Source organism: Methylobacterium sp. WSM2598, from assembly GCF_000379105.1.
Taxonomy (GTDB): Bacteria; Pseudomonadota; Alphaproteobacteria; order Rhizobiales; family Beijerinckiaceae; genus Methylobacterium.
The window spans coordinates 1,261,984-1,284,763 of sequence record NZ_KB900609.1 but is presented as its reverse complement, the minus strand read 5'-3'; the positions used below and the strand labels follow the sequence as shown (position 1 = coordinate 1,284,763).

At 72.5% G+C, this 22,780-nt stretch carries 23 protein-coding genes; 10 read left to right on the top strand and 13 right to left on the bottom strand.

All coding sequences use genetic code 11. From position 1 onward, the window contains the following. Positions 1–280 precede the first annotated feature (280 nt). The 6 genes from MET2598_RS0106150 to MET2598_RS0106125 all read left to right on the top strand — a co-directional run bounded on the left by MET2598_RS0106150 (position 281) and on the right by MET2598_RS0106125 (position 5,877). A complete protein-coding gene (locus tag MET2598_RS0106150; protein WP_018260233.1) occupies positions 281–817 on the top strand; it encodes a phage tail protein in 537 nt (178 codons plus the stop codon). Between the two features lie 4 nt (positions 818–821). Further along, complete coding sequence (locus MET2598_RS0106145; RefSeq protein ID WP_018260232.1) at positions 822–1,316, top strand: GNAT family N-acetyltransferase; 495 nt, start codon at positions 822–824, stop codon at positions 1,314–1,316. After that, positions 1,313–1,900 (top strand): aspartyl/asparaginyl beta-hydroxylase domain-containing protein, encoded by a 588-nt coding sequence (locus MET2598_RS0106140; RefSeq protein ID WP_012333276.1) that lies wholly within the window; start codon positions 1,313–1,315, stop codon positions 1,898–1,900. Before MET2598_RS0106145 ends, MET2598_RS0106140 begins: the two co-directional genes overlap by 4 nt. Next, positions 1,897–3,111 carry a sulfotransferase family protein gene (locus MET2598_RS0106135; RefSeq protein ID WP_012333277.1) on the top strand — a complete coding sequence of 405 codons (1,215 nt, stop codon included), beginning with the start codon at positions 1,897–1,899 and terminating at the stop codon, positions 3,109–3,111. Before MET2598_RS0106140 ends, MET2598_RS0106135 begins: the two co-directional genes overlap by 4 nt. Before the next feature lie 163 nt (positions 3,112–3,274). Continuing rightward, entirely contained in the window at positions 3,275–3,895 is a 621-nt protein-coding gene (locus MET2598_RS0106130) for a class I SAM-dependent methyltransferase (protein ID WP_012333278.1), read from the top strand. Next, positions 3,892–5,877: a glycosyltransferase gene (locus MET2598_RS0106125; RefSeq protein WP_018260231.1), complete on the top strand. Its 1,986-nt coding sequence runs from the start codon at positions 3,892–3,894 to the stop codon at positions 5,875–5,877. Before MET2598_RS0106130 ends, MET2598_RS0106125 begins: the two co-directional genes overlap by 4 nt. A 36-nt stretch (positions 5,878–5,913) precedes the next feature. Here MET2598_RS0106125 and MET2598_RS0106120 read toward each other — a convergent pair whose 3' ends face one another. The 10 genes from MET2598_RS0106120 to MET2598_RS0106075 form a co-directional block, all read right to left on the bottom strand. After that, on the bottom strand, positions 5,914–6,783 hold the full coding sequence (locus tag MET2598_RS0106120) for an alpha/beta fold hydrolase (RefSeq protein ID WP_012333280.1): 870 nt from the start codon (positions 6,781–6,783) through the stop codon (positions 5,914–5,916). A 221-nt stretch (positions 6,784–7,004) separates the two neighbouring features. Next, a complete protein-coding gene (locus MET2598_RS0106115; protein ID WP_018260230.1) occupies positions 7,005–8,543 on the bottom strand; it encodes an amidohydrolase family protein in 1,539 nt (512 codons plus the stop codon). A gap of 12 nt (positions 8,544–8,555) precedes the next feature. Next, complete coding sequence (locus MET2598_RS0106110; RefSeq protein ID WP_018260229.1) at positions 8,556–9,362, bottom strand: carbon-nitrogen hydrolase family protein; 807 nt, start codon at positions 9,360–9,362, stop codon at positions 8,556–8,558. Continuing rightward, the gene (locus MET2598_RS0106105; protein WP_018260228.1) at positions 9,359–10,156 is read right to left on the bottom strand and encodes an ABC transporter ATP-binding protein; all 798 of its coding nucleotides are present in this window, start codon (positions 10,154–10,156) and stop codon (positions 9,359–9,361) included. Before MET2598_RS0106105 ends, MET2598_RS0106110 begins: the two co-directional genes overlap by 4 nt. Further along, a complete protein-coding gene (locus tag MET2598_RS36025; protein WP_018260227.1) occupies positions 10,153–10,788 on the bottom strand; it encodes an ABC transporter permease in 636 nt (211 codons plus the stop codon). Before MET2598_RS36025 ends, MET2598_RS0106105 begins: the two co-directional genes overlap by 4 nt. Before the next feature lie 376 nt (positions 10,789–11,164). After that, complete coding sequence (locus tag MET2598_RS0106095; RefSeq protein WP_018260226.1) at positions 11,165–12,208, bottom strand: ABC transporter substrate-binding protein; 1,044 nt, start codon at positions 12,206–12,208, stop codon at positions 11,165–11,167. 290 nt (positions 12,209–12,498) lie between these two features. Beyond that, entirely contained in the window at positions 12,499–13,329 is an 831-nt protein-coding gene (locus MET2598_RS0106090; protein WP_018260225.1) for an aldo/keto reductase, read from the bottom strand. A gap of 166 nt (positions 13,330–13,495) precedes the next feature. Beyond that, positions 13,496–13,810 (bottom strand): DUF1259 domain-containing protein, encoded by a 315-nt coding sequence (locus MET2598_RS36020; protein WP_236728669.1) that lies wholly within the window; start codon positions 13,808–13,810, stop codon positions 13,496–13,498. A 208-nt stretch (positions 13,811–14,018) separates the two neighbouring features. Next, the gene (locus tag MET2598_RS40765; RefSeq protein ID WP_018260223.1) at positions 14,019–14,180 is read right to left on the bottom strand and encodes a hypothetical protein; all 162 of its coding nucleotides are present in this window, start codon (positions 14,178–14,180) and stop codon (positions 14,019–14,021) included. Positions 14,181–14,182: 2 nt separating this feature from the next. Next, positions 14,183–15,013, bottom strand: a complete 831-nt coding sequence (locus MET2598_RS0106075) for a chromate resistance protein ChrB domain-containing protein (protein ID WP_018260222.1) — start codon at positions 15,011–15,013, stop codon at positions 14,183–14,185. 207 nt (positions 15,014–15,220) lie between these two features. Here MET2598_RS0106075 and MET2598_RS0106070 point away from each other — a divergent pair, with 207 nt between their 5' ends. After that, positions 15,221–15,499, top strand: coding sequence for a metal/formaldehyde-sensitive transcriptional repressor (locus MET2598_RS0106070; protein ID WP_012333287.1), 279 nt, complete (start codon positions 15,221–15,223; stop codon positions 15,497–15,499). 14 nt (positions 15,500–15,513) lie between these two features. Beyond that, entirely contained in the window at positions 15,514–16,632 is a 1,119-nt protein-coding gene (locus MET2598_RS0106065; RefSeq protein ID WP_012333288.1) for a nickel/cobalt efflux transporter, read from the top strand. A gap of 461 nt (positions 16,633–17,093) precedes the next feature. Here the strand turns inward: MET2598_RS0106065 and MET2598_RS0106060 are convergent, their stop codons facing one another. After that, positions 17,094–17,342 (bottom strand): hypothetical protein, encoded by a 249-nt coding sequence (locus tag MET2598_RS0106060; RefSeq protein WP_018260221.1) that lies wholly within the window; start codon positions 17,340–17,342, stop codon positions 17,094–17,096. 543 nt (positions 17,343–17,885) lie between these two features. On the opposite strand from MET2598_RS0106060, the gene MET2598_RS0106055 reads away from it, so the two are divergent. Both MET2598_RS0106055 and MET2598_RS0106050 read left to right on the top strand, forming a co-directional pair. After that, positions 17,886–19,121: an HlyD family secretion protein gene (locus tag MET2598_RS0106055; RefSeq protein WP_026190546.1), complete on the top strand. Its 1,236-nt coding sequence runs from the start codon at positions 17,886–17,888 to the stop codon at positions 19,119–19,121. Further along, complete coding sequence (locus MET2598_RS0106050; RefSeq protein WP_012333291.1) at positions 19,103–21,103, top strand: glycosyltransferase family 2 protein; 2,001 nt, start codon at positions 19,103–19,105, stop codon at positions 21,101–21,103. Before MET2598_RS0106055 ends, MET2598_RS0106050 begins: the two co-directional genes overlap by 19 nt. A gap of 130 nt (positions 21,104–21,233) precedes the next feature. On the opposite strand, the gene map is transcribed toward MET2598_RS0106050, so the two are convergent. Next, positions 21,234–21,983, bottom strand: coding sequence for a type I methionyl aminopeptidase (map, locus tag MET2598_RS0106045; protein ID WP_018260219.1), 750 nt, complete (start codon positions 21,981–21,983; stop codon positions 21,234–21,236). A 79-nt stretch (positions 21,984–22,062) separates the two neighbouring features. Continuing rightward, positions 22,063–22,776, bottom strand: coding sequence for an SDR family oxidoreductase (locus tag MET2598_RS0106040; RefSeq protein ID WP_018260218.1), 714 nt, complete (start codon positions 22,774–22,776; stop codon positions 22,063–22,065). Positions 22,777–22,780 lie beyond the last annotated feature (4 nt).

Below are 22,780 nucleotides of genomic sequence, written 5' to 3'. Positions count from 1 at the left end.
CTGCAGCGACATGTCGCCGAGATCACAGATTCCCGCCGGCCCGACGACATCTCGTGAATATCTGAACATGCTCGGCAAGAGTATCTCGCGCGCCCGAGAATGGACGAGCCGCAATCGATTCTCGTGAGATTTTTTCACTGCGTCGCGCCCTCGCAAAATCCATGGACTCGTCTCCGGTGACCGGATACGAGCACGCGGTGCGCCGAAACCGATTCTGCTGCGGCGCACGATCTTCGGTCTCATCTCCGAATTCGCCGTCGATCTTCAGGAATTTTCAGTCATGACCGAGCCTTTCGTTGGTCAGATCATGCTCTTCGCAGGGAATTATGCGGCCCGGGGGTGGGCGTTCTGCCATGGTCAGCTCCTGCCGATCGCGCAATATCAGGCGCTGTTCGCGATTATCGGCACCACCTACGGCGGCGACGGCAGGGTGACCTTCGCGCTGCCCGATCTGCGCGGGCGCGTCCCGGTCAGCGCCGGCCAAGCGCCCGGCCTCTCGAATTACGTGCTCGGCGACAAACTCGGCGACGAGGCCGTGACCCTGACGCAGGCACAGATCCCGGCGCACAGCCACCTGGTGACCGTCAGCGACGCCCAGGGGACGCAGGTCGCCGCGGCCGGGGCCTTCCTGGCGAACACGAGCGATGCCAACAACAGGCCCCTGAAGACCCACAACCCGGCGCCGGCCCAGTCGGTGGTGCTGAACCCCGGGACGATCCAGAGCACCGGCGGCTCTCAGCCCCACGAGAACCGGCAGCCGACGCTGGTCCTGAACTATCTCATCGCCCTCCAGGGCCTCTTCCCGGCCCGGAACTGACGGCGTGGCGGCGGCGCACGAGGCGGGCCCGGCGGACGTCCCCGTCCGCCGTCCCGAGCGGCCCGAGGACGCGCCCTTCCTGCGGGCGCTGTTCGCGGCGGCGCAGGGCACGCCCCTGGAAGGGCTGCCCGCGCCCCTGCGCGCCCTGCTGCTCGACCAGGGCTTCGCCGGGCAGGCGGCGACCTACCGGGCGCTCTACCCGCAGGCGTGCCACGAGATCGTCGAGGCGGGCGGCGTCCCGGTCGGGCGGCTCGTCACCGCCCGCGGGGCGGCGCTGACCGTCGTGGACGTGGCGCTGCTGCCCCCCTGGCAGGGGCGCGGCCTCGGCACCCGCCTCCTCGGCGAGGTGATGGCCGAGGCGGCCCGGCTCGGCCTGCCGGTCCACCTCACGGTGGCGCAGGGCAATGCGGGCGCGCGCCGCCTCTACGCGCGCCTCGGCTTCCGGCCCGTCGCGCAGACCGACCTCACCCTCGACCTCGCCTGGAGCCCCGCCCCGTGACCCCCGTCCCCGACCGGCTGCGCCTGCCCCTGCGCTTCGACGCCGCCGCCATGGCGGCCGAGTGCGCGGCGCTCGGCGGCACGCCGTGGCTGCGCCACTTCATCACCCGCAACTACGCGGGCGAGTGGGACGTGATCCCGCTGCGCGCCCCGGCCGGCGCGACCCATCCGGTGATGATGATCGCGGCCGACCCGCCGGCGGGCGACTTCGCCGACGCGCCCGCCCTCGCCGCCTGCCCGGCGATCCGGGCGGCGCTGGCCGCCCTGCCCTGCCCGCTCGCCAGCGTCCGGCTGATGCGGCTCGGGCCCGGCTCGGTGATCCGCGAGCACCGCGACCGCGACCTCGCCTTCGAGGACGGGGCGGTGCGGCTGCACGTGCCCCTCGTCACCAATCCGGGCGTGGACTTTCGGCTCAACGGCGCGCGGGTGGTGATGGAGCCGGGCTCCTGCTGGTACCTGCGCCTGTCGGACCCGCACAGCGTGCGCAACGACGGCGCCGCGGCGCGGATCCACCTCGTCATCGACGCGCAGGTGGACGCGTGGGTCGCGGCGCTGTTCCGCGCCGCGCGGGAGGCGGGCGGATGAGCCGGGACGGATTCGCGGCCCTCGCGCGCCGCGTCGCCGCGGATGCGGCGCTGGCGGCCTCCCTGCGGCCGATCCTCGACCGCGACGCCTTCGTGGCGGCCGCCTGCGCGGCCGCGGCGCCGGCCGCCGAGGCGGTGACGCCCGCCGACGTGGAGGCGGCGATGCGGGCCAATCGCCACGGCTGGCTGATGCAATCGGCGCCCCTCGCCCTGCCGGGCGAGGTCGGGCCGATCGAGAACGACGACCCGGACGCCTTCGCGGGCTGGACGCCCTTCCGCACCGGCTGGGCGGACGGGACCCTGACCGTCGATTGGTGCCATCTCGGGGCGCGCCGCCCGACCGAGCCGTTCTTCTTCGAGACGATCTCGCGCGAGATCGGGGCGCCCTTCAACGCGGCCTTCCAGCAGCGCAGCCGCGCCGACGCCCTGGCGGCCCGCCCGCCCGGCCTGCCGCCCGCGGGCTTCATCTTCCACATGGCCCGCTGCGGCTCGACCCTGTGCGCCCAGGTGCTCGCGGCGGACCCGTCCACCCTGGTGCTGTCGGAGCCGGGGCCGCTGCGGGGCGTGCTGGAGGCCGGGCATGGCGGGGGCCTCGCCCCGGCCCGCGTCGATGCATGGCTCGGCGGCCTGGTCGGCGCCCTCGCGGCGCGGCGCTTCCCCGACGAGGCGCGGGCCGTGGTGAAGTTCATGGCCGCGGACGTGCTCGACCTGGCGCGGATCCAGCGCGTCTTCCCGGACGTGCCCTGGCTCTTCCTCTACCGCGAGCCGCTGGAGATCCTGGCCTCGCAGCGGCGGCAGGCCGGGGCCGACACGATGCCGGGCCGGATCCCGGCCTCCCTGCTGGGGCTCGCCGAGGCCGACCTGTTCGCGCTGGCGCCGGACCTCTACCAGCTGCGGGTGATGGCGGCGCTCGGGCGCGCGGCGCTCGACGGCCTCGCCCGGGCGCCCGGGCGCGGGCTGATCCTGCGCTACGACGACCTGCCGGAGGCGATCCTCGGCCGGGTCGCGCCGCATTTCGGGCTGTGGCCGGACGCCGCCGTCCTGGCGGCGATGCGGGCGGCGGCGGCGCGGGACGCGAAGGCGCCGGGCCGCGCCTTCCGGCCCGACGCCGAGGCCAAGCGGCGCGAGGCGGCGCCCTGGCGGGAGGCCGCGGCGGCGATCACCGGCGAGGTCGTCGCGGCGCTCGACGCGGCCCGCGGCGCCGGCCCGTGAGAGGGCCTCCGGCGATGGGAGAGTCTCCGGCGATCGGTTCGGCACGGCCGTCGGGCGCGGCCGCCGCGCGGGATCGGCGATCGAGAACCGGTATGACATGACCCGGCGGCAGGACCGGCCCGCGCAACGGCGGCCCGGTCCTGCGGCCCACTCCGAGGAGGCCATGACCGACACCGCCGCGATCGCCCGCGCCTTCGAGACCATCTACCGGGCCGACAGCTGGTCGCACGGCTCGGGGCCCGGGTCCCGTCCGGTCAACACGATCGCGTACCGCGCCTTCCTGGAGCGCTTCATCGCGGAGAACCGCGTCGCCACCGTGACCGAACTCGGCTGCGGGGACTGGCAGTTCTCCCGCCTGATCGACTGGAGCGGCGTCACCTACACGGGGTTCGACGTCGTCGAGAGCGTGATCACCCGGAACCTCGCCCGCTACTGGCGGGACACGGTCGATTTCCGGCTGCTGACGCGCATCGAGGACCTGCCGGGAGGCGACCTCCTCCTGGCCAAGGAGGTGCTCCAGCACCTGCCGCTCGGGGTGATCCGGGCGTACCTGCCCGTGATCCGGTCGCGCTATCGCTTCGCCCTCATCACCAACACCGACAAGCCCGAGGACGGCCTCAACGGCGAGATCGAGCCGGGCGGCTACCGGCCCCTGCGGCTCGACCGACCGCCCTTCGACCTGCCGGGCGCAGTCGTCCTCACCTATTGTCCGCAGACGGAGACCGGCATGTGGCGCAATTCCGTGTTCCTGACCTTCGGGACCGGAGGAGGGAACCCCGCATGACCGCCGACCGGGGCATCTGCCTCTGCATGATCGTGAAGGACGAGGCGCCCGTGATCCGGCGCTGCCTCGACTCCGTGCGGCCCCTGATCGACCACTGGGTGGTCGTCGATACGGGCTCGACCGACGGGACGCAGGAGATCGTGCGCGACGCCCTCGCCGGGCTGCCCGGCGCGCTGGTGGAGCGGCCCTGGCGCGACTTCGCCCACAACCGCAGCGAGGCGCTGGACCTCGCCCGGCCGCGCGGCGCCTATTCGCTGATCATCGACGCCGACGACACGCTGGAGATCCCGGACGGCTTCGTCCTGCCGCCCCTCGACGCGGATTCCTACACGCTCGACATCCGGTTCGGGGCGATCGCCTACCGGCGCCCGCAGCTCGTGCGCAACGCCCTCCCGTGGCGCTACCGGGGCGTGCTGCACGAGTTCCTGGCCTGCGAGGAGGCGCGCAGTTCCGGGCACCTGCCCCTGACGATCCGCGTGAGCGAGGACGGGCGGCGGCGGCGCGATCCGGCGACCTATCGGCGCGACGCGGCGGTGCTGGAGCAGGCGCTCGCCGCCGAGACCGACCCCTTCCTGGTCGCGCGCTACACCTTCTACCTCGCGCAGACCTACCGCGATTGCGGCGCCGTCCAGCAGGCGGTCGAGGCCTATCTCCGGCGGGCGACCCTGGGCTTCTGGGAGGAGGAGGTCTTCGTCAGCCTCTACCAGGCCGGCCGCCTGATGGAGGCCCTGCGGGCGGATCCGGACGAGATCCTGGCGGTCTACCGCCGGGCCGGCGAGGTCCGGCCGGGCCGCGTCGAGGCGGCCCACGCGGCGAGCCGCTTCTGCCGCGGCATCGGGCGCAACCGCCAGGGCCACGCCATCGCCAAGGAGGCCCTGGGCCGGCCCGCCCCGGCCGACGGGCTCTTCGTCGAGCGCTGGATCTACGCCTACGGCCTCGCCGACGAGTACGCGATCAACGCCTACTGGGCGGGCGCGATGCACGATTGCATCGACGGCTGCCTGCGCGCCCTGCACAGCGAGATGCTGCCCGCCGCCGACCGCGAGCGGATCCTGCGCAACCTGCGCTTCGCCGCCTCGGCCCTGGAGCAGGCCCCGCCGCGGCAGCCCTCCCCGCCCCTCGATCCGCCGGCGGCGCTGCGGCCGCTGCGAAGCCGCCTGCCCGAGCCGGCCCCGCGCGTGCTCCTCGCCGTCCTGGCCAAGCAGAAGGAGCCCGTGCTCGACCTCTACCTCGACTGCATCGAGGCTCTCGACTACCCGAAATCATCGATCGTCCTGTGCGTGCGCACCAACAACAACACGGACCGGACGGGCGGGATGCTGCGCGCCTGGCTCGACCGGGTCGGGGGGCTCTACGCCGGGATCGTCTTCGACGACGCGGACGTGCCCGAGCCGGTGCAGGACCTCGCGGTGCACGAGTGGACGCCCCAGCGCTTCGCGGTCTTGGGCGCGATCCGCCAGCGCAGCCTCGCCCTCACCCTGGCGCGGGACTGCGCCTTCTACTTCGTGGCGGATGCCGACAACTTCCTGATCCCGTCGACCCTGCGCGATCTCGTGAGCCTGAACCTGCCGATCGTGGCGCCGATGCTGCGGGAGGTGAAGCCCGGCTCGCGCTACGCGAATTTCCACGCGGCGGTGGATGCGCAGGGCTACTTCGCGGAATCGCGGGACTACGACGCGCTGCTCGAGCGGCGGATCCTCGGCGTGGTCGAGGTGCCGGTGGTCCACTGCACCTACCTCGTGCGGGCGGACGCGATCCCGCTCCTGCGCTACGAGGACGGCAGCGGGCGGCACGAATACGTGGTGTTCTCCGACCATGCGCGGCGCCGGGGCATCCCGCAATACCTGGACAATCGGCGCTGCTACGGCTGCCTGACCCTGGAGGACGACGACCCGGAGGCGCTCGCCGCGCGGCTCCCGGCGATCCTGGCCTTCCTGCGCGAGGTGCGGGCGGGTGATCGGCCGGAGCCCGCGCGGGCCTGAGCCGGCCCCGGCCGGGCCGCCGCGGGCGCCGCCCGCTCACCCGCCGTCCGGACGGGTCAGAAAGGCGGCGAGCGCCGCGTTCACCGCCTCCGGCTCCTCGTGCTGCAGCCAGTGGGTCGCCTCGGGGAACCACGCGACCTCGCCCTCGTCGCAGGCGGCGAGGCAGGTCTCGGCGAGGTCCGGGCTGAGGGCGATGTCCTTGCGGCCCCACAGGATCAGGGTCGGCACGCGGATCCGGCCCGGCGCGGGCGCGCGCTTGGGGAAGGCGCGGTACCAGTTCAGCATGCCGGTGAGCGCGCCCGGCTCGGCCCAGGCCGTCTCGTAGCGGGCGAGGTCCTCCGGCGTGAAGGCGCCCGGCCGGCTGGTGAGGCGCAGCGCCTCGCGCAGGGCCAGGAAGCGCCCGGCCCGCAGGGCCGCCTCCGGCAGCCGGGGCGGCTGGAACCCCGCGAAGTAGCCGAGCCGCAGGGCCTGCAGCGGGTGCCGGCGCAGGAAGGCGGTGAGCAGGTCGGGATGCGGCGCGTTGAGGACGGCGAGCCGGGCGATCCGCTCGGGCCTGCGCGCGGCGAGCCACCAGCCGAGGATGCCGCCCCAATCGTGGCCGACGAGGCGGATCCGCGCGGCGCCGTGGGCGTCCGCGACGGCCAGCACGTCCCCGGCGAGGCGCTCCAGCCGGTAGGCCGCCACCGCGGCGGGCTTGCTGGAGCGGCCGTAGCCGCGCTGGTCGAGGGCGACGACGCGCAGGCCCGCGGCCGCGAGCGGTCCGATCTGGTGGCGCCAGCCGTACCAGAATTCCGGGAACCCGTGCAGCAGGATGGTCAGGGGCCCGTCCGGCGGGCCGGCCGAGGCGAGACCGAGCGTCGCCTCGGGCAGGCGCAGGAGGGTGAGGTCGGGGTCGGACGGCGGCATGGCGGCTCCCGGGCGGGCCTCGCGGGCAACGCCGCCGCCCGATCCCGGATCCCGTCATACCCAATCCGCTTGATCCCTTCGGGATGGCGGATTGGGGCTTCGCTCAGGCGCCGCGCGGGCTGGTGATCCGCTTGATCCCTTCGGGATGGCGGATGTGGGCTTCGCTCAGGCGCCGCGCGGGCTCGCGATCCGGGATCCGCTTCGATCAAGCGGATCCCGGATCAGACGGCCGACGAGGCGGCGTAGAAGGGGCTTCGCGGCGTCTCCGGCAGGTAGCCGTCGTAGAAGGCCTTCACGTGCGGGAAGACCGCCCGGCCGAGGCGGCGGCGGGCCTCCTCCTCGGGCGTGCGCGGGCGGGCCAGGATCGCGGCGATCTCGGCCAGCACCGCGTCCCGGTCGATTCGCGTGAAGCGGCCCTCCGCGTAGACGAGGTCGCCGTCGATGTAGACCGCGTCCACGCTGTCGGTCTTGGCCCGCTGCACCAGCGCGTCGAGCATCGGGATGTCCGGGTCCTGGAACGGGTAGGTGGCCCGGCGCCAGTTGATCAGCGAGGCGTCGAAGAAGCGCCCCGGCTCCAGCCGCCCGATCGTGGCGCCGAAGGCCGTGGTCATCGCCCCCGATTCGGTCGCCATCCGGACGATCTGCGCGGGCGTCGGCACGTCGTCGTCCATGCCCGGCACCCGGTGGACCCGCAGCGCCAGGCGCAGCTCCTGGAGCATGTCGCGGTCGTCGTTGAGACCGGCCTCGTCGAGCCCCATCCCGACCGTGATGCCCTTGCGCTCCCAGGTGTTGAGCGGGGCGAGGCCCGAGCGCAGGCGGAAATTCGACGAGCAATTGTGGCAGAGGCAGGTGCCGGTCTGCGCGACGATGTCGATGTCCTCGGCGGTGAGCCAGACCCCGTGGCCGAGGGTCATGTGCGGCCCGAGCACGCCGAGATCGTGCAGGTGGCGCAGGGCCGTCTTGCCGGTGCGGCGGCGGGCATATTCCTTCTGGTAGGCGGTCTCCAGCAGGTGCATGTGCATCGGCGCGCCGGCGGCGCGGGCGCGCGCGTCCAGGGCCACCAGCCCCTCGTCGGTGCACCAGTGCAGGTTGGCCGGGGCGAGCTGGATGCGGGTGAGGCGCTGGCCCTCGTTCTCCTCCCGCAGCGCGTCGAACAGGCGCAGGAAGTCGTCGAAGGGCATCGCCTGCGCCCTCAGGTGGGCCGCCAGTTCGGCGCCGAGATCGGCGGGCAGCCGGGCGCAGAACGCCTCGTCCGCCTCGTAGACGAGGCGGTTCTGCTCGCGCACCGCGTAGCAGTAGGAGGCGCGCATGCCGAGGCTGCGGTAGCTGTTCAGCGTCTGCGTCGCGGCCGCGTGGATCGCCTCGTAGCCGCCGGCCATCCAGCCCTGGATGTGCTGCACCGTGGTGACGCCGGAGGCCACCATCTCGAAGGCCGAGTAGAGCGTGTCGAGGGTGAGGTCGATGCGCCGGGCGGGCAGCCGGCTCGCGAACCACAATTCCAGCGCGTAGTCGGGCGAGCCCAGCTGCAGCGGGGTGAGCCCGACATGGTGGTGGCTGTTGACGAAGCCCGGCAGCATGACGTGGCCGGGATAGCGGCGCAGCTCCGCCCGCGGCGCCTGCCGCTGCAGCGCCTCCGCGGGGCCGACCGCCGCGATGATCCCGTCGCGGGAGAGGACGGCGCCGTCCTCGACGATGATCGGGGTGTGGCGGTCCCGGATCCCGGTGACGACCCAGCCGGCCTGGACGATGAGTTCTGCCATTGGCGCGTTCCGTTACGCTGTGGGGAGGGAGGGCCGGAGCGGGGCCGGCGGGAGGGTGGCGAGGGCCGGCGCCGCCGCGCCCGGCGGGCTCGCCGCCAGCACGGTGCCGTCCGGGCCGAGGACGAGGCTCTCGCCGTCGTGCCGCACGGGACGGCCGAGCCCGTGCTCGACCCCGTACCGGGCGGCGGCCACGGCCGGGAGGCCGCAGCGCCGGACATGGCCGGCGAGTTCGCGGCGGAAGAAGCCCGGCGGATCCTGCGGCGCCGGGCCGGCGACCAGCACGGCGACGAGGTCGGCCGCCCCGGCGAGGCGGTCCCAGCTCTCGGCGAAGCGGCGGTCGTAGCAGACGAGGGCGGCGAGGCGCCGCCCCGCGACCGGGACGACGCGGGTCTCCGCCGGGCCGGGGCGGAAATGGTCCGCCTCCCCGACGCTGTCGCCCGGGCCGGGCGGCGGCAGGCGCCGCTTGGCCGCGAGCCGCACCACGCCGCCGTCCGGCGCGGCGAGCAGCGCGGCGTTGAGCGGCCGCTCCGCCCCGTCCTCGGCGAGCGCCATCCCGAAGACCAGGGCGAGGCTGTGGCGGCGGGCCAGCGCGCGCATCCGCGCGACCGTCGGACCCGCGGCCGGCTCGGCGAGGTGGCGCCAGCGCGCCGGGTCGTCCCCCGCCACGCAGGGCAGGACGGTGAGTTCCGGCAGGACCGCGAGGGCGGCGCCGGCCCGCGCGGCCGCCGCGGCGCCCGCCTCGACCTCCCGCCAGGGAGCGTCCGGGTCGGCCCCGGCCGGGCCGACCGGCAGGGCCGCGACGCGAAGCGCGGCGGTCATCGCGCCGCCAGCGCTTCCTGCTCGGCGAAGGCGCGGTCGACCTCGGCGCCGAGCAGGTCGGTGAACAGGTCGCGATAGGCGTGATAGCGCGCGTCCCGCGACGGCCGCGGGCGCGGCAGGTCGATCGGCACGATCGTCTTCACCCGGCCCGGCCGCGCCGTGAACACCACGACCCGGTCGGCGAGCGCGATCGCCTCGTCGATCGAGTGGGTGACGAGGATCACCGAGGCGCCGCTGTCGCGCCAGATCTGCAGCAGGAAGTCCTGCATGCGCGAGCGGGTCTGGACGTCGAGGGCCGCGAAGGGCTCGTCCATCATCAGCACCTTCGGGCGCATGGCGAGCGCCCGGGCGCAGGCGGCGCGCTGGCGCATGCCGCCGGAGAGCTCGTCCGGCTTCTTGTCGAGCATGTCGCCGAGCCCGACCCGGCGCAGCATCTCGGCCGCCCGCTCGCGGCGCTTGGCCGGCGGCACGTGCTGGATGGCCAAGCCGAAGGCGACGTTGTCCGCGAGGCTGAGCCAGGGGAAGAGGGACGCCTCCTGGAAGATCATGCCGCGCTCGGCCGAGGGACCGGTGACCGGCAGCCCGTCCGACAGGATCTCGCCGCCGGACACCTCCTCGAGCCCGGCGATCATGGAGAGGAGCGTGGACTTGCCGCAGCCCGAAGGGCCGAGGAGCACCACGAACTCGCCCGGCGCCACGTCGAGATCGAGCTCGGCCAGCGCCTGGACCGGGGCGCGGCCCTCCGGCATCCAGCGCTTCGAGACGCCGCGGATCGAGATGGCGGGCCGGGTCATCGCACGCCTCCCGGGCCGATCCACCACAGCATCCGGCGCTGCACCTGCCGCAGGCCGAGATCGGACAGGAAGCCGAGCAGCCCGATCACCGCCATGGTGAAGAAGACCAGCTTGGCGTTGAAGGTCGAGCGCGCCATCGCGGTGATCTGCCCGAGCCCGGTGCCGACCCCGACCGTCTCGGCGATCAGCACCACCATCCAGGCCCCGAACAGGTTGAGGCGCAGGGTCACGAACAGGCTCGGCAGGATCGCGGGCAGGATCACCCGCCAGAAGGTCTGCCGGTGCGTCGCCCCCATGATCCGCGCCACGTGGATGTAGGTCTTCGGCACGCTCTCGATCTGCGCCCCGGTCGAGAGCACGATGGCGAAGAACAGCGTGATGAAGACGAGGAAGATCGCCGGCTTGTCGCCGATGCCGAAGACGAAGATCGCGACCGGCAGCCAGGCTACCGGCGAGATCGGGGCGAGCATCAGCACGATCGGCATCAGCAGGTTGCGCAGGAGGCGGACGGAGTGGAGCAGCGCCCCGACGAGGACGCCGCCCACGAAGCCGAGCGCCAGCCCGACCAAGACCCGCATCGTGGTCCAGGCCATGGTGACGAGGAGCGCCGCGACGCCGCCCCCGCTCGCCACGCTGCCGACGCGGTTCGAGCGGTCGAAGTAGCGCAGCGTCCCGGGGATGTCCGCCAGGAACAGGTGCGGCGGCGGCAGGAGCAGCGGGTTGAGGAGGTCGAGCGCCCAGAGCGCTTCCCACAGGCCCGCGAACAGGCCGATGGAGAGGGCGGCCCAGCCGAGGCCCGCGAGGCGCCGCCGCTAGGCGGGGCCGAGGCGGGGCAGGCCGGCGCGCGCCGCCGGGGCCGCGAGCGGGCCGATCCGTGCGTGCGTGGTCACGAGATGATCCCTGTCGGAGCCGCTTTCGCCGAACGGGACGGCGGCTCGGCGGACGAGGCGGAAATCGGGACCCCGGCGGAACGGCCTCGCGCGCTTCTGCCGAGGAGGGGCGGCGCGATCAGGCCGATTTCAGCTTGAGCCCGTCGTACAGGGGCTTGTTCTCGGCGATCACCGCCTCCAGCAGGCTCCAGTCGAAGGCGCCCTCGTCCGGGGCCTTCCTGACGTAGCCGAGTTCCTGCATCGAGGTGCCGCGCGCCAGGATGAACCGGGTCTGGTTGCGCTGATCCACCACGATCGGCTGCTTGGAGGAGGCGTCGACCGCCGCCTCCATGCTGGTCTTGTAGTACTTGCCGACCGTGTCCTTGAGGGCGGCGCCCTTGTCCGCCTCGGCCTGGGCCTGGGCCACGAACAGGGCCTTGATGACGGCCTTCACGGCGGCGGGGTTGCTCTTGAGGAGCGGCGTGCGCACGGCGAGCACGCAGTCGGAATAGCCCTTGCCGTAGACGTCGGTCCCGTCCGAGAGCACGTGCGCGCCCTTGCGGCCGCGCACGCATTGCGAGGCGTAGGGCTCGATGTGGCAGATCGCATCGAGGGCGCCGGCCAGGAAGGCCTGGGCCAGTTCGGGCGAGGTGTCGAGGTACTTGATCTCGACGTCCCGGAAGCCGAGGCCCGCCTTCTTGAGGTAGTCGTAGGGCAGGACCTCGAGCGTGTCGGCCTGGAAGGTGCCGAAGGTCTTGCCCTTGAGGTCGGCCGCGGAGGCGATGCCGTCGCGCGCCACGATGATGCAGCCCTCGACGCCGCCGCCCGCGACGATCCTCACCGGCGCGCCCGCGTCGTAGAGGGTCATGAAATTCGAGTAGGGGATCATCGACATGTCGACGAGGCCCGCCCCGAACATCGTGGTGATCTCGGTGTTGGAGGGCGTCACCACGAAGTCGAGTTCGACGCCGTCCGCCTTGGTCACCTCGCGCTCCTTGGCGAGGAAGATGCCCATGTTGCAGAAGCCGGAGCCGTGGGTGGCCTTGATCACCGTCCCGGCGGCGGCGGGCGCGAGCAGGCCCGCCAGATGGGCCGGCAGGGCGAGCGCCGCCGCGGCGGCGCTTCGGGCGAGGAAGCCCCGCCGGGAGAAGTTTCGGTAGAACAGCCCGTCACGACCGCACATGCTCGAACCCCGTCTCGAAGGGCGTCGCGGTGGTCCGGTGAACGGGGCTTCGCCGCAAGCGGGCGGGGCCGCTCGGCCATGGGCGCAAGGCCGGGCGCAGGCTCAACGGATACCCGACGATGGGCACGCCAACCCGACAAGAGCCGACCCGGCTCTGCGCTGCGCCGGTTACCAAGCAAGCGGCGTGCCAAGTCTTGCGCCACATCCGCCGGCGGGGTCCGGGCGCGGCGGGCCGGACGCGCAAGCGAGAATCGGCTTCTCCCAGCGGTCGTGTGCCATGACCGCCGGGATCAGAGCATGGCGAGCGGGGTCTTGCGGCGGGGCGGCGGGAAGGCGGCGTCGAGGGCGGCGAGGTCCTCGGCGTCGAGGGCGAGGTCGGCCGCGCGGGCATTCTCCTGCACGTGGGCGAGGCGCCCTGCCTTCGGGATCGCCATCACGCCCGGGCGCCGCAGCGTGAAGGCGAGCGCCACCTGATAGGGCGTCGCCCCGTGCCGGGCCGCCACCGCGGCGAGGGCCCCGTCCCCGGGCAGCCGGCCCTGCTCGACCGGGCTGTAGGCCATCGCGGCGATGCCGCGCGCGTCCATGGCGGGCAGGAGGTCGAATTCCGGGCCGCGGCGGGTCACGTTGTAGAGGATCTGGTTGACCGCGCAGGCCGCGCCGCCGGCCTCGGCGAGGTCGTCGAGATCCTCCGTGTCGAAGTTGCTGACGCCCCAGGCGCGGATCTTGCCCGCGCGCACCAGGGCCTCCAGGGCCTCGACCGTCTCGCCGAGGGGCACGTCGCCGCGCCAGTGCAGGAGGTAGAGGTCGAGGTGATCGGTCCTGAGCCGGCGCAGGCTCGCCTCGCAGGCGCGCGGCAGGCGGGCGCGGCCGGCATTGTGCGGGTAGACCTTGCTGACGAGGAAGACCCGCCGGCGCAGCCCGGCCAGGGCCTCGCCCAGGAAGGTCTCGGTCTCGCCCTCGCCGTACATCTCGGCGGTGTCGATCAGCGTCATGCCGAGATCGATGCCGGCGCGGAGCGCCTCGGCCTCGGCGCGCCGCGCGGCCGGCGCCTCGCCCATCCGCCACGTGCCCTGGCCGAGGACGGGAATGAGGGTGCCGGTGCGGAGGGCGAGGGCGCGCATGGATCTGGCTCCGGAGCCGGCGCGGCGCCGGCCCTGCGGAGACTTGGCCGCGCCGGGCCGCGTTTCAACCGCCCCGTCGGGGGCGGGCGGCCCGCCTTCGGCGCCTCCGGCGCCGACCGCGCCCTCGCCCGTCGCGCCCGCCGCCAGCCCGGTGGCCGAGCCGGCCTCAGCTTCGGGCGGTTCTGACCCTGTCGAGCGCGGCGCGCAGGCCCCTGGCGAGGGTCCCGGCGTCGTCGTTGGCCCAGACATGCACGAAGAAGAGCCGCGGCGCGTCGTCGAGCATGGGGTTGTGCACGGCGGTCACCGCGATGCCGTGCCGGCGCAGTGCCGTGAGCAAAGGGTTCACCTCGTCGGCGGTGAGCACGAAGTCGCCCGCGATCGCCGCCCTGCCGCCGGTCGGCTGGAAGCTGATCGCGATCGCCGAGCCCATCGCCTCCGGCCCGCTCATGAGGTGATCCTTGGGAGTCTCGGCGCGCGGCACGCTGACCGCGTAGACGCCGCCGTTGACCCTGCCCTTGTGCCCGAGCGCCTCGTCGATGGCCGCGGTGTCGAGGTCCAGCGCCGGGTCCGGCGCGGCGGCGCGGGCGGGGACCGGGCCTTGGCCGTCCGATGCCGGACCGGACCCGCCGGCCGGCCGCCCATCGCCGTCTCGCCGCCGAACGGCGTCCGGCTGGCGCCCAGGGCGCCTTTCAGGACGGCCGACAGCGCCGCCGGGGCGCCGTGGCGCCGCCGAACGAGAGGGCGGCCACGCGCAGCCAGACCGGCAGGGCCTCGGCCAGGCTGACGGGCCGGGGCGGGCCGGCGGGGGCCGCCAGGTCCGGCACGGCCGCGCTCGGGGTGGCGCCGCGCATGGTCAGCCCCCCGGCCTTGGCCTGTTGGTCGGCCAGTTGTGGGTCTCGTCGGTGGCGTCCCGGCACCAGCGATAGAAGGCGTCGTAGAGGAGCATGCCGGCGTCGAGCTGGGCGAGGTCGTCGGCGTAGAGGCGTGACAGGCCCAGCGACGCGGCCAGCAGGCCCGACGCCTCGGGTGCGAGGTCGAGGCGCGCCGTGTCCGCGCCGCGGACGATGCTCGCCAGCCGGCGCAGGGGCGCGGTGCCGAGGGCGAGCTCGTCCAGCAGCACGTCGAAGGTGCAACTCTCGCCGCGGTGGCTCCAGAACACCCCCGGGCCGTCGATGTCGAAGGGCGCGCCGCCGAACTGCTCGGCCACGGCCTCGACCTCGGCCGGCGGCACGAACAGGAACTGGGCCGCCGGATCGGCGAAGCGGCGGATCAGCCACGGGCAGGCGATGCGGTCGATCTTGGGCCGCGTCCGGGTGACCCAGACGGTGCGGCCCTCGGCGTCGCGGGGGGGCAGCTTGGCCTGCGGCACCATCGGCAGGCCGGCGGCGCGCCACGCCTCGCTGCCGCCCTCGAGGCTCTCGGCCGGTACGCCCGCCTGACGCAGCCAGGCCGCCACCCCGTGGCTGAGCGTCCGGCCGCTGCGGCAGATCACGATGGCGGCTCGGCCCGCGAGCGCCCCGGCCCACGATGCCGGGTCGCGCCAGGGGCGGCGCCCCGCGCCCGGGATCAGGTGCGGGTCGGCGGCGAAGTCCTCGTCGGTGCGCACGTCGAGGAGCGGCGGGCAGCCGGGGGTGCCGACGAGGCGCGCGAGCTTGTCGACGGGAATGGAGGTGGGCGTAGCCATGGCGCGTCCCTGCGAGAGAGCAGACTGGACGCGATGCTTCGGCCGGAGCCTCGTGAGGGGATCGCCGCCCCCAGGCCCGAAACCCTCTGCCGCCGCGCGCAGGTGTCAAGCGCGGCGGCGCCGGGGCCGTCGCGGCGCCGCGGGATGCCCATCCCTGGACAAAAATAGGGTACCCCCCTATGTTAATTCCGGCGGGGGACGTCGTTCATGGCCCACACGATCCGGGACAAGACCAAGCTGCTGGCGCGGGTGCGCCGGATCCGGGGACAGGCGGAGGCCGTCGAGCGGGCCCTGGAGGCCGAACTGGGCTGCGGCGACGTGCTGATGCTGGTCGCCTCGATGCGCGGGGCCATCAACGGGCTGACCGCCGAACTGATCGAAGACCACATCCGCCACCACGTCGTGAACCCGGACGGCGAGCCGGACGCCGACCGCGCCAGGGGCGCGGCCGAGCTGATCGAGGTGGTGCGGACCTATCTCAAGTAGCGAAGGCCGCTCCCATGACCTCACTGCCCGACCTGCTGCAGCAGGGGACCGCGCATGCGTGGCTGTTCGTGCCGAGCGCGATCCTGCTCGGGGCCCTGCACGGGCTCGAACCCGGCCACTCCAAGACGATGATGGCCGCCTTCATCATCGCCGTGCGCGGGACGGTCGCGCAGGCGGTGCTGCTGGGGCTGGCGGCGACGCTCTCGCACACGGCGCTGGTGTGGGTGATCGCGCTGGCCGGGCAATCCTTCGGGCAGCAATGGGGGGAGACCTCCGAGCCCTACTTCCAGCTCGTCTCGGCGCTCCTGATCGTCGCCCTGGCCCTCTGGATGGCGTGGCGCACCTGGCGCGAGCAGCACCACGACCACCCTCACCACCACGGCGAGGCGCGGGCCGTCGCGACCCGCGACGGGCTCCTCGCGCTGGAGGTGTTCGAGGACGGCGTGCCGCCGCGCTGGCGCCTGCGCGCCGAGCGCGGCCCGCTGCCGGATCCCGGGCGGGTCCGCCTGGAGATCCTGCGCCCGGACGGCACCCGGCAGGCCTTCGCGTTCGTGCGCGCGGGCGCCGTCCTGGAGAGCCGGGAGGAGATCCCGGAGCCGCACGCCTTCACGGCGCGGCTGCACCTCGACGGCCCGGCCGGGGCGGAGACCCACGAGGCCGCCTTCGAGGAGCCCGCCCATCCCCACGCCCACATGAACCTCGGCGAGGAGGACGACGCCCATGCCCGCGCCCATGCGCAGGACATCCGGCGGCGCTTCGCGGGCCGCCGCGTCACCACGGGGCAGATCGTCCTGTTCGGCCTGACCGGCGGCCTGATCCCGTGTCCGGCCGCGATCACCGTGCTGCTGCTGTGCATCCAGCTCAAGCAGTTCAGCCTCGGCTTCGCGCTGGTCGTGTGCTTCAGCCTCGGGCTCGCTGCGACGATGGTGTCGGCGGGCGTGCTGGCCGCGCTGAGCGTCACGCACGTCGCCTCGCGCTGGTCCGGGTTCGGCCGCCTCGCCCGGCGGGCGCCCTACGCCTCGGCGGCGCTGATCGTGCTGGTCGGCCTCTATACCGGCTGGCTCGGCTGGCAGGGTATCCGGCACGGCCCGGCCGCGCACGCGGCCCAGGCGGTCGCCGCGCGGCGCGCGTGAGCCGCGGGGGCGGTCGCGGTCCGGACGCGTCCCGACGGGCTCGCCTCCCGGCATCTCCGCCCCGGGCCACGGTTCCGGCGCGGCGCCGGCGCCCGAGCCGCCGACGCGAGGGTCGGCACGCGATCGGCGCGGGCGTCCCGGGGGCCGCTTCCGGCCGGGGCCTGACCTCCAGATTGCGCTCGCCCGACCCGCGCCACTGATCCGGGATCCGCTTTGATCAAGCGGATCCCGGATACCAAGCCTGCGCGGCGCCTGAGCGAAGCCGACATCCGCATGGCCGAAATGGGAGATGGCGAAGCCATCTCCCGGATGTCGTATGATCCCTTCCGGACGTTCGCGGCGGGGCCGGGACTGCCCGGTCGCGATTGTCTTGCGGGACGTTCGATGTGGCGGCCCGGCGTCCCGGATACCGGCCGCCGCATCTCCGACCGGGTCCAGGCTCGGTGCGGCCGCTTCGCCCCTCAACGGGTGCGCACGCGCGGGCCGAATTGCGTTCCGATCAGGAAGCTGCCCCAGCCGAGCAGCAACCACGTCCTCGGATGATCGGAGATGCCCAAACGCAGGTCGCAGAGGATGACCGCGGCGCAGCCCGCGAAGAAGCCGCCCCAGATGATCGCCGCCAGGATGTTCCCGACGGGTGGCGCGAGCGACCCCGCAGCCACGCGCGACGGTCCCGACTCGAAAATCTCGGATGCTTGGTCCAACAGCATCTCTCCCGCGCGCCGCCGCATTGTCGAAACTCCAGCCGCGCAGCTTGTCGGTTCGACCATATAAAGATTGGTTTTGGGAGATGAATGATTTGAAATGAAAAACTACAATAAAATAGTTCAGGATTCAATCTTCGTGAGATAATCGACCAACATGTAACCACCACGAGGGAAATCCGGGCCGGGCGGCCTCGCGCCGAGCACCCCGCGCGTTCACGCTCCGCGGCGCGGGAGCCCGCGGAGGCTGTGGACCTCGTCCCGGAACCGGATCCCGGGTCGTGGCCGTCGTGCCGGCCGCACCCCGCCGCTCGGTCTCGATCGCGGGGGCATCGGCCCGGGATCACGGGCGCCGCGTCCCCCGGTCTCCGGCGCCGGCTCAGCGCCTGCGCGCCCGTGAACAACGAGGAGTTGATGCGTGCCCGCATCCCTCGGGCGGAACCGGCGCAGGCCCGCGAATTCCGGCGCGATTTGCACAGAGTCACCGAACCAAATCCGACCATGATGGGTTACTAATGCACCTGCTGGTTGCGATCGGAGGTGTGAGCAATGTTATGGAACAGGCGAGCCGTTCGAATTACGGTCGTTCTACTGCTGCTCGGCGCGGTATTGCTTGCCATTCTGCCAAATTTTACTGGATATACGAGCCTTGATGGAACGGTAAACGCTCGCTTCACGGTCGTTGCAGCCCCGATCGAAGGTGTTGTCACCGCAACACCGCCGAAGGTCGGGACCTCCGTGCCGAAGCACACGGAACTGTTTACGATCCGAAATTCCCGCATCGCGCGCACGGCGGAAGCACAGCTGGACGCTGACCTCGGCGCGGCGCGCGAAAGGCTGCGCGCACTGGAAGCTCAGATCGGAAATCTGACAGCGCTCAGGAACGACCTGAACGGTCGCCTGAAAGAGTATCAGCAGGCGAGCCTTGCCAACATCCAGCAGGAGATGGTGGTCCGCCAGCAGCGCATCGGCGCCGCCCAGGCCAACCAGGCCTCGGCAACGGCCGACCTCGTGCGCAAGACCACGCTCGGCGCGACCGGCGTGGTCGCGGGAAGCTCCGTCGAGGTGGCGCGCGCCGCGTCCATCACCGCCGCGAGCGAGCAGGCCATCGCCAAGGCCGAGCTGGAGCGCCTCAACCGGCAGCTCGACGCCGTCAAGCGCGGCACCTTCGTCGGTGAGGGCCGCAACGACGTGCCCTACTCGCAGCAGCGCGCGGACGAGGTCACGATCCAGCTCGCGACCGTCGAGACGCAGACCCGCTCCGAGCGCGCGCGCGTCCAGCTCCTCGTGCGCCAGCTGGAGATCGAGCGTCAGCGCAACGACACGCTCTCGCTCGCGGACGTGCGCGTGCCCTTCGAGGGCGTGATCTGGCGCAACAACGTCGTGGCGGGATCGAACGTCGTGGTCGGCAACGAGCTGATCCGCCTGCTCGACTGCCGCGACCTGTTCGTCGACATCCTCGTCGACGAGACCGATTACGACCAGATCAGGCCGGGCGACCAGGCGGAAGTGCGGCTCCTCGGCAGCACGGAGATCATCCGCGGCACGGTGGTGTCCGTGCGCGGGTCGAGTGCGGCCGTCGAGGAGGTGGTGCTCGCGGCAGTGCCTCCGGAGAGCCGCGGCAGGAACGCCCGCATCCGGGTCGCCCTCGAACCGAACGGGATGCAGACCGACTACGCAAATTTCTGCCAAGTCGGCCGCACCGTCCAGGTCCGCATTGCCCGCACGAACGCCACCCTTCCCATCGTGTCTTGGGTGAAGAATCTGTGGTTCAGCATCTCGTAGCACTGGCGCCGACCCTCCTCGTCGCGGCGTTCTTCCTGATTCTCACGCTCAATTGGCCTCGCGACGCGAATTGGTCGCGGGCGATCACCTGCGCCTTCGTGCTGCTCGTCGCCCTGCGCTACCTCGTCTGGCGCTTCGTGGCCACCGTGCTGCCCTCCCCCGCCAACGGGAGCTTCGGCTTCTACTGGACGTGGTTCGTCTTCTTCGTTGAACTCGGCGCCTTCGCGGACATCCTGCTCTTCCTCGTCGCGATGAGCCGCTCGGTGGACCGCCGCGCCGAGGCCGACCGCCTGGAGAAGGCGTTCTTCGCGCGGGAGCCGGCCGACCTCCCGACGGTCGACGTGTTCATCCCGACCTACAACGAGCCGCTGGACGTCCTGGAGCGCACCATCGTGGGAGCGCTCGCCCTCGACTACCCCCAGGACAAGCTCAAGATCTACGTCCTCGATGACAAGCGTCGCGACTGGCTGCGGGACTATTGCGATCGGAAGGGCGCGATCCACGTCACGCGGCCCGACAACACGCATGCCAAAGCCGGCAATTTGAACAACGGCCTCAAAGTCTCTTCGGGAGATTTCGTCGCAATATTTGACGCGGATTTCGTGCCGTACCGGCATTTTCTGCGGCGGACAGTTCCGTTCTTCGCCGACCCGACCATTGGTATCGTTCAGACCCCGCAGCACTTCTTCAACAAGGATCCGGTGCAGTCCAACCTCAGTCTGGAGAAGGTCTGGCCCGACGAGCAGCGCCTGTTCTTCGACGAGATGGCGACCTCGCGCGACGCCTGGGACGTGAGCTTCTGCTGCGGCTCCTGCTCGATCACGCGGCGAGCGGCCATCACCACGATCGGTGGCTTCCCGTACGAGTCGATCACCGAGGACCTGCTCACCACGCTCGCCCTCCTCAACAAGGGCTACAAGACGCGCTACCTCAACGAGCGGCTCTCGATGGGGCTCGCGGCGGAGAACCTGAAGGGGTACTTCGTTCAGCGGAGCCGGTGGTGCCGAGGCGGGATCCAGACGATCTACCTGCACAACGGGCCGCTGCGCGGCCCCGGCCTCACCCTGTTCCAGCGCTTCATGTTCCTGCCGCTGTCCTGGCTCGTCCAGTACACGGTGCGTTTCGTCATCCTGGTGGTGCCCGCAGTCTATCTCTGGACCGGGGCCGCGCCGCTCACCTTCACCAGCACGGTCGATATCGTGTGGTACCAGCTGCCGGTGCTCGCCGCCTACTTCCTGCTGATGGGCTGGCTCACTCCGACGCGCTACCTGCCGCTCGTCTCCTCGGCGGTCGGGGCGTTCGCCACCTTCCGCATGCTGCCGGTGGTGATCATGAGCCTCATCAAGCCCTTCGGGGTGCCGTTCCGGGTGACGCCGAAGGGCTCGGGCAACGTGGAATCGGAGTTCGACGCCTACACGTTCTTCTCGATCGCCTTCTGGATCGCCGTCACGGCTCTGGGCCTCGTCATCAACGTCGTTCCCGAGTGGTCCAGGATCGGACGCGGGGAATTCTCCGTGGTGTCGGCCTACTGGGCGGTCGTGAACATCCTGGTGCTGATGGTGGCGGCGCTGATCTGCTTCGAGAAGCCGAGGCCGCTGCTGGACAGCTTCGCGACGGACGAGGACGCGCGGGTCGAGTTCGAGACCGGCGCCATGCTGGGCAAGGTGACGAGCTTGTCGCTCGCAGGCGGGATCGCGGAATTCGACGCGGATCCGAACGTCAGGGTCGGGGACCGGCTCACCGTCGAGATGGACCGCTTTCCGCACCTGCGCTGCACGGTCGAGAAGGTCGGCCGCCGCTCCCGCCAGGGCAGGTCGGCCGTGAAGTTCTCCTACACGCTCGACGAGGCGTGCCGCGACCGCATGATCGTGAAGCTCTACACGGGCGGCTACTCGCAGGACATCCACGACCTCGACAAGTCGGCGGTCGTGGGTGGCATCTGGTCACGCATGTTCGGTCGCACTGCGAGAGTGTCGGCTTGACCCATGGGCGCGTGCACCCGGAGCAGCGCCCGATCGCGGCGCGATCGGACGCTGCTCCCGGTCCTCGATTGTGCGGCATCGTCCGCGACGAACCGGCATCCGCGTCGTCGGAAAATGCTCTGAGGCCCGCTCACCCGGGCAGCGTCACGACCAGGGCGCCGCGGCGCGTGGCCACGATCGTGTGTTCGTACTGCACGGTCGCTGCCTTGGGTTCGCTCACCAGGGTCCAGGCGTCGTCGCCCCGCTCGGCGAGCTTGGCACCCAGCGACAGGAAGGGCTCGACCGTGAAGACCAGCCCCTCGGTGATCGTCCGCCGCTCGGAGCGGTCGGGCCACGTGGCGATCTCCGTGGGCTCCTCATGAAGCGAGTGGCCCACGCCGTGGCTGGCGAGGTTCCGGACCAGGGTGTAGCGGTGGCGCCGCGCGAATTCCCCGATCGCCTGGCCGATTCCGGCGAGCGGCTTGTTGACGCCGACCTGCCGGATGCCGGTCCACATGGCTCTTCGCCCGTCCCGGCACAGCCGCTCGATGGAGGTCGAGACGGGGGGCACCGCGAAGGAGGCGCCCGTATCGGCGAAGATGCCGTTCTTCTCCGCCGAGACGTCGATGTTGACGAGGTCGCCCGGCGCGATCCGCCGCTCGCCCGGGATGCCGTGGGCGACCTCCTCGTTGACGCTGATGCAGGTCGCGCCGGGAAAGTCGTAGCAGAGCTCGGGTCCCGGCCGGGCGCCCGCGTCCTCCATGAGCCTCCGGCCTATCCTGTCGAGCTCGCCGGTCGTGATGCCCGGCTCGATCGCCGCGCCCATGGCCTTGAGCGTGTTGGCGACGATCCTGCCGATCGCTTCGAGCTGACGGAGCTCATCGTCGTTCGAGACGGTCATTCACGCTCCGGGGCCGTGCTATGCCGGGCGGGAGTTACACGCGGCGCCGCGCGCCCACAATGGCCCGGGCGGGCGCCGCTCACGCGATGGCGGCGCCCCCGTCGAGGCGGAGGGTCGAGCCCGTCGCGAAGGGCGTGGCGGCGAGGAACAGGACCGCGTTGGCGACGTCCTCGGGACGGCCGACGCGGCGCGCCGGCAGCCGCTCCGCCGCATTCGCGAACATGGCGGCGCGGTCCGCCTCCGCCATGCGCGACCAGAGCGGCGTCTCGATCAGGCCGGGCGACACCGTGTTGACCCGCACCGGGGCGAGTTCGAGGGCGAGGCCCCGTGCCAGCCCTTCGAGGGCGGCGTTGATCGCCCCCTGCAGGACCGCGGTGGCCAGGGGCCGCTCGCTCATGTAGCCCGACACGAAGGTCAGCGAGCCGCCCGGCCCGATCCGCGCGGCCCGGGCGACCTGGTAGGCGCCCCAGAACTTGCTCTCCATCGCGGCCCGGGCCGCGTCCAGCCCGAGGCCCCGGACGGGGCCCCGGGCCGTCTCGGCGGCGGAGATCGCGACGTGGTCCCAGGGACTCTCATCGGCGAAGAACCGCTCGACGGCGCCGTTGTCGGTCGTGTCGAGCACGACGGCGCGCGCCGTGCCGCCGATCGCCGCGAGGGCCGCATCGAGCTTGTGCCGGGAGCGCGAGGCCACCGTCACGGCCGCTCCCGCCCCGGCGGCGGCGCGCGCCGTGGCCAGCCCGATCCCGGAACTTCCGCCGAGAACGAGGAAGCGCTGGTCCTTCAACTGCTGCATGCTC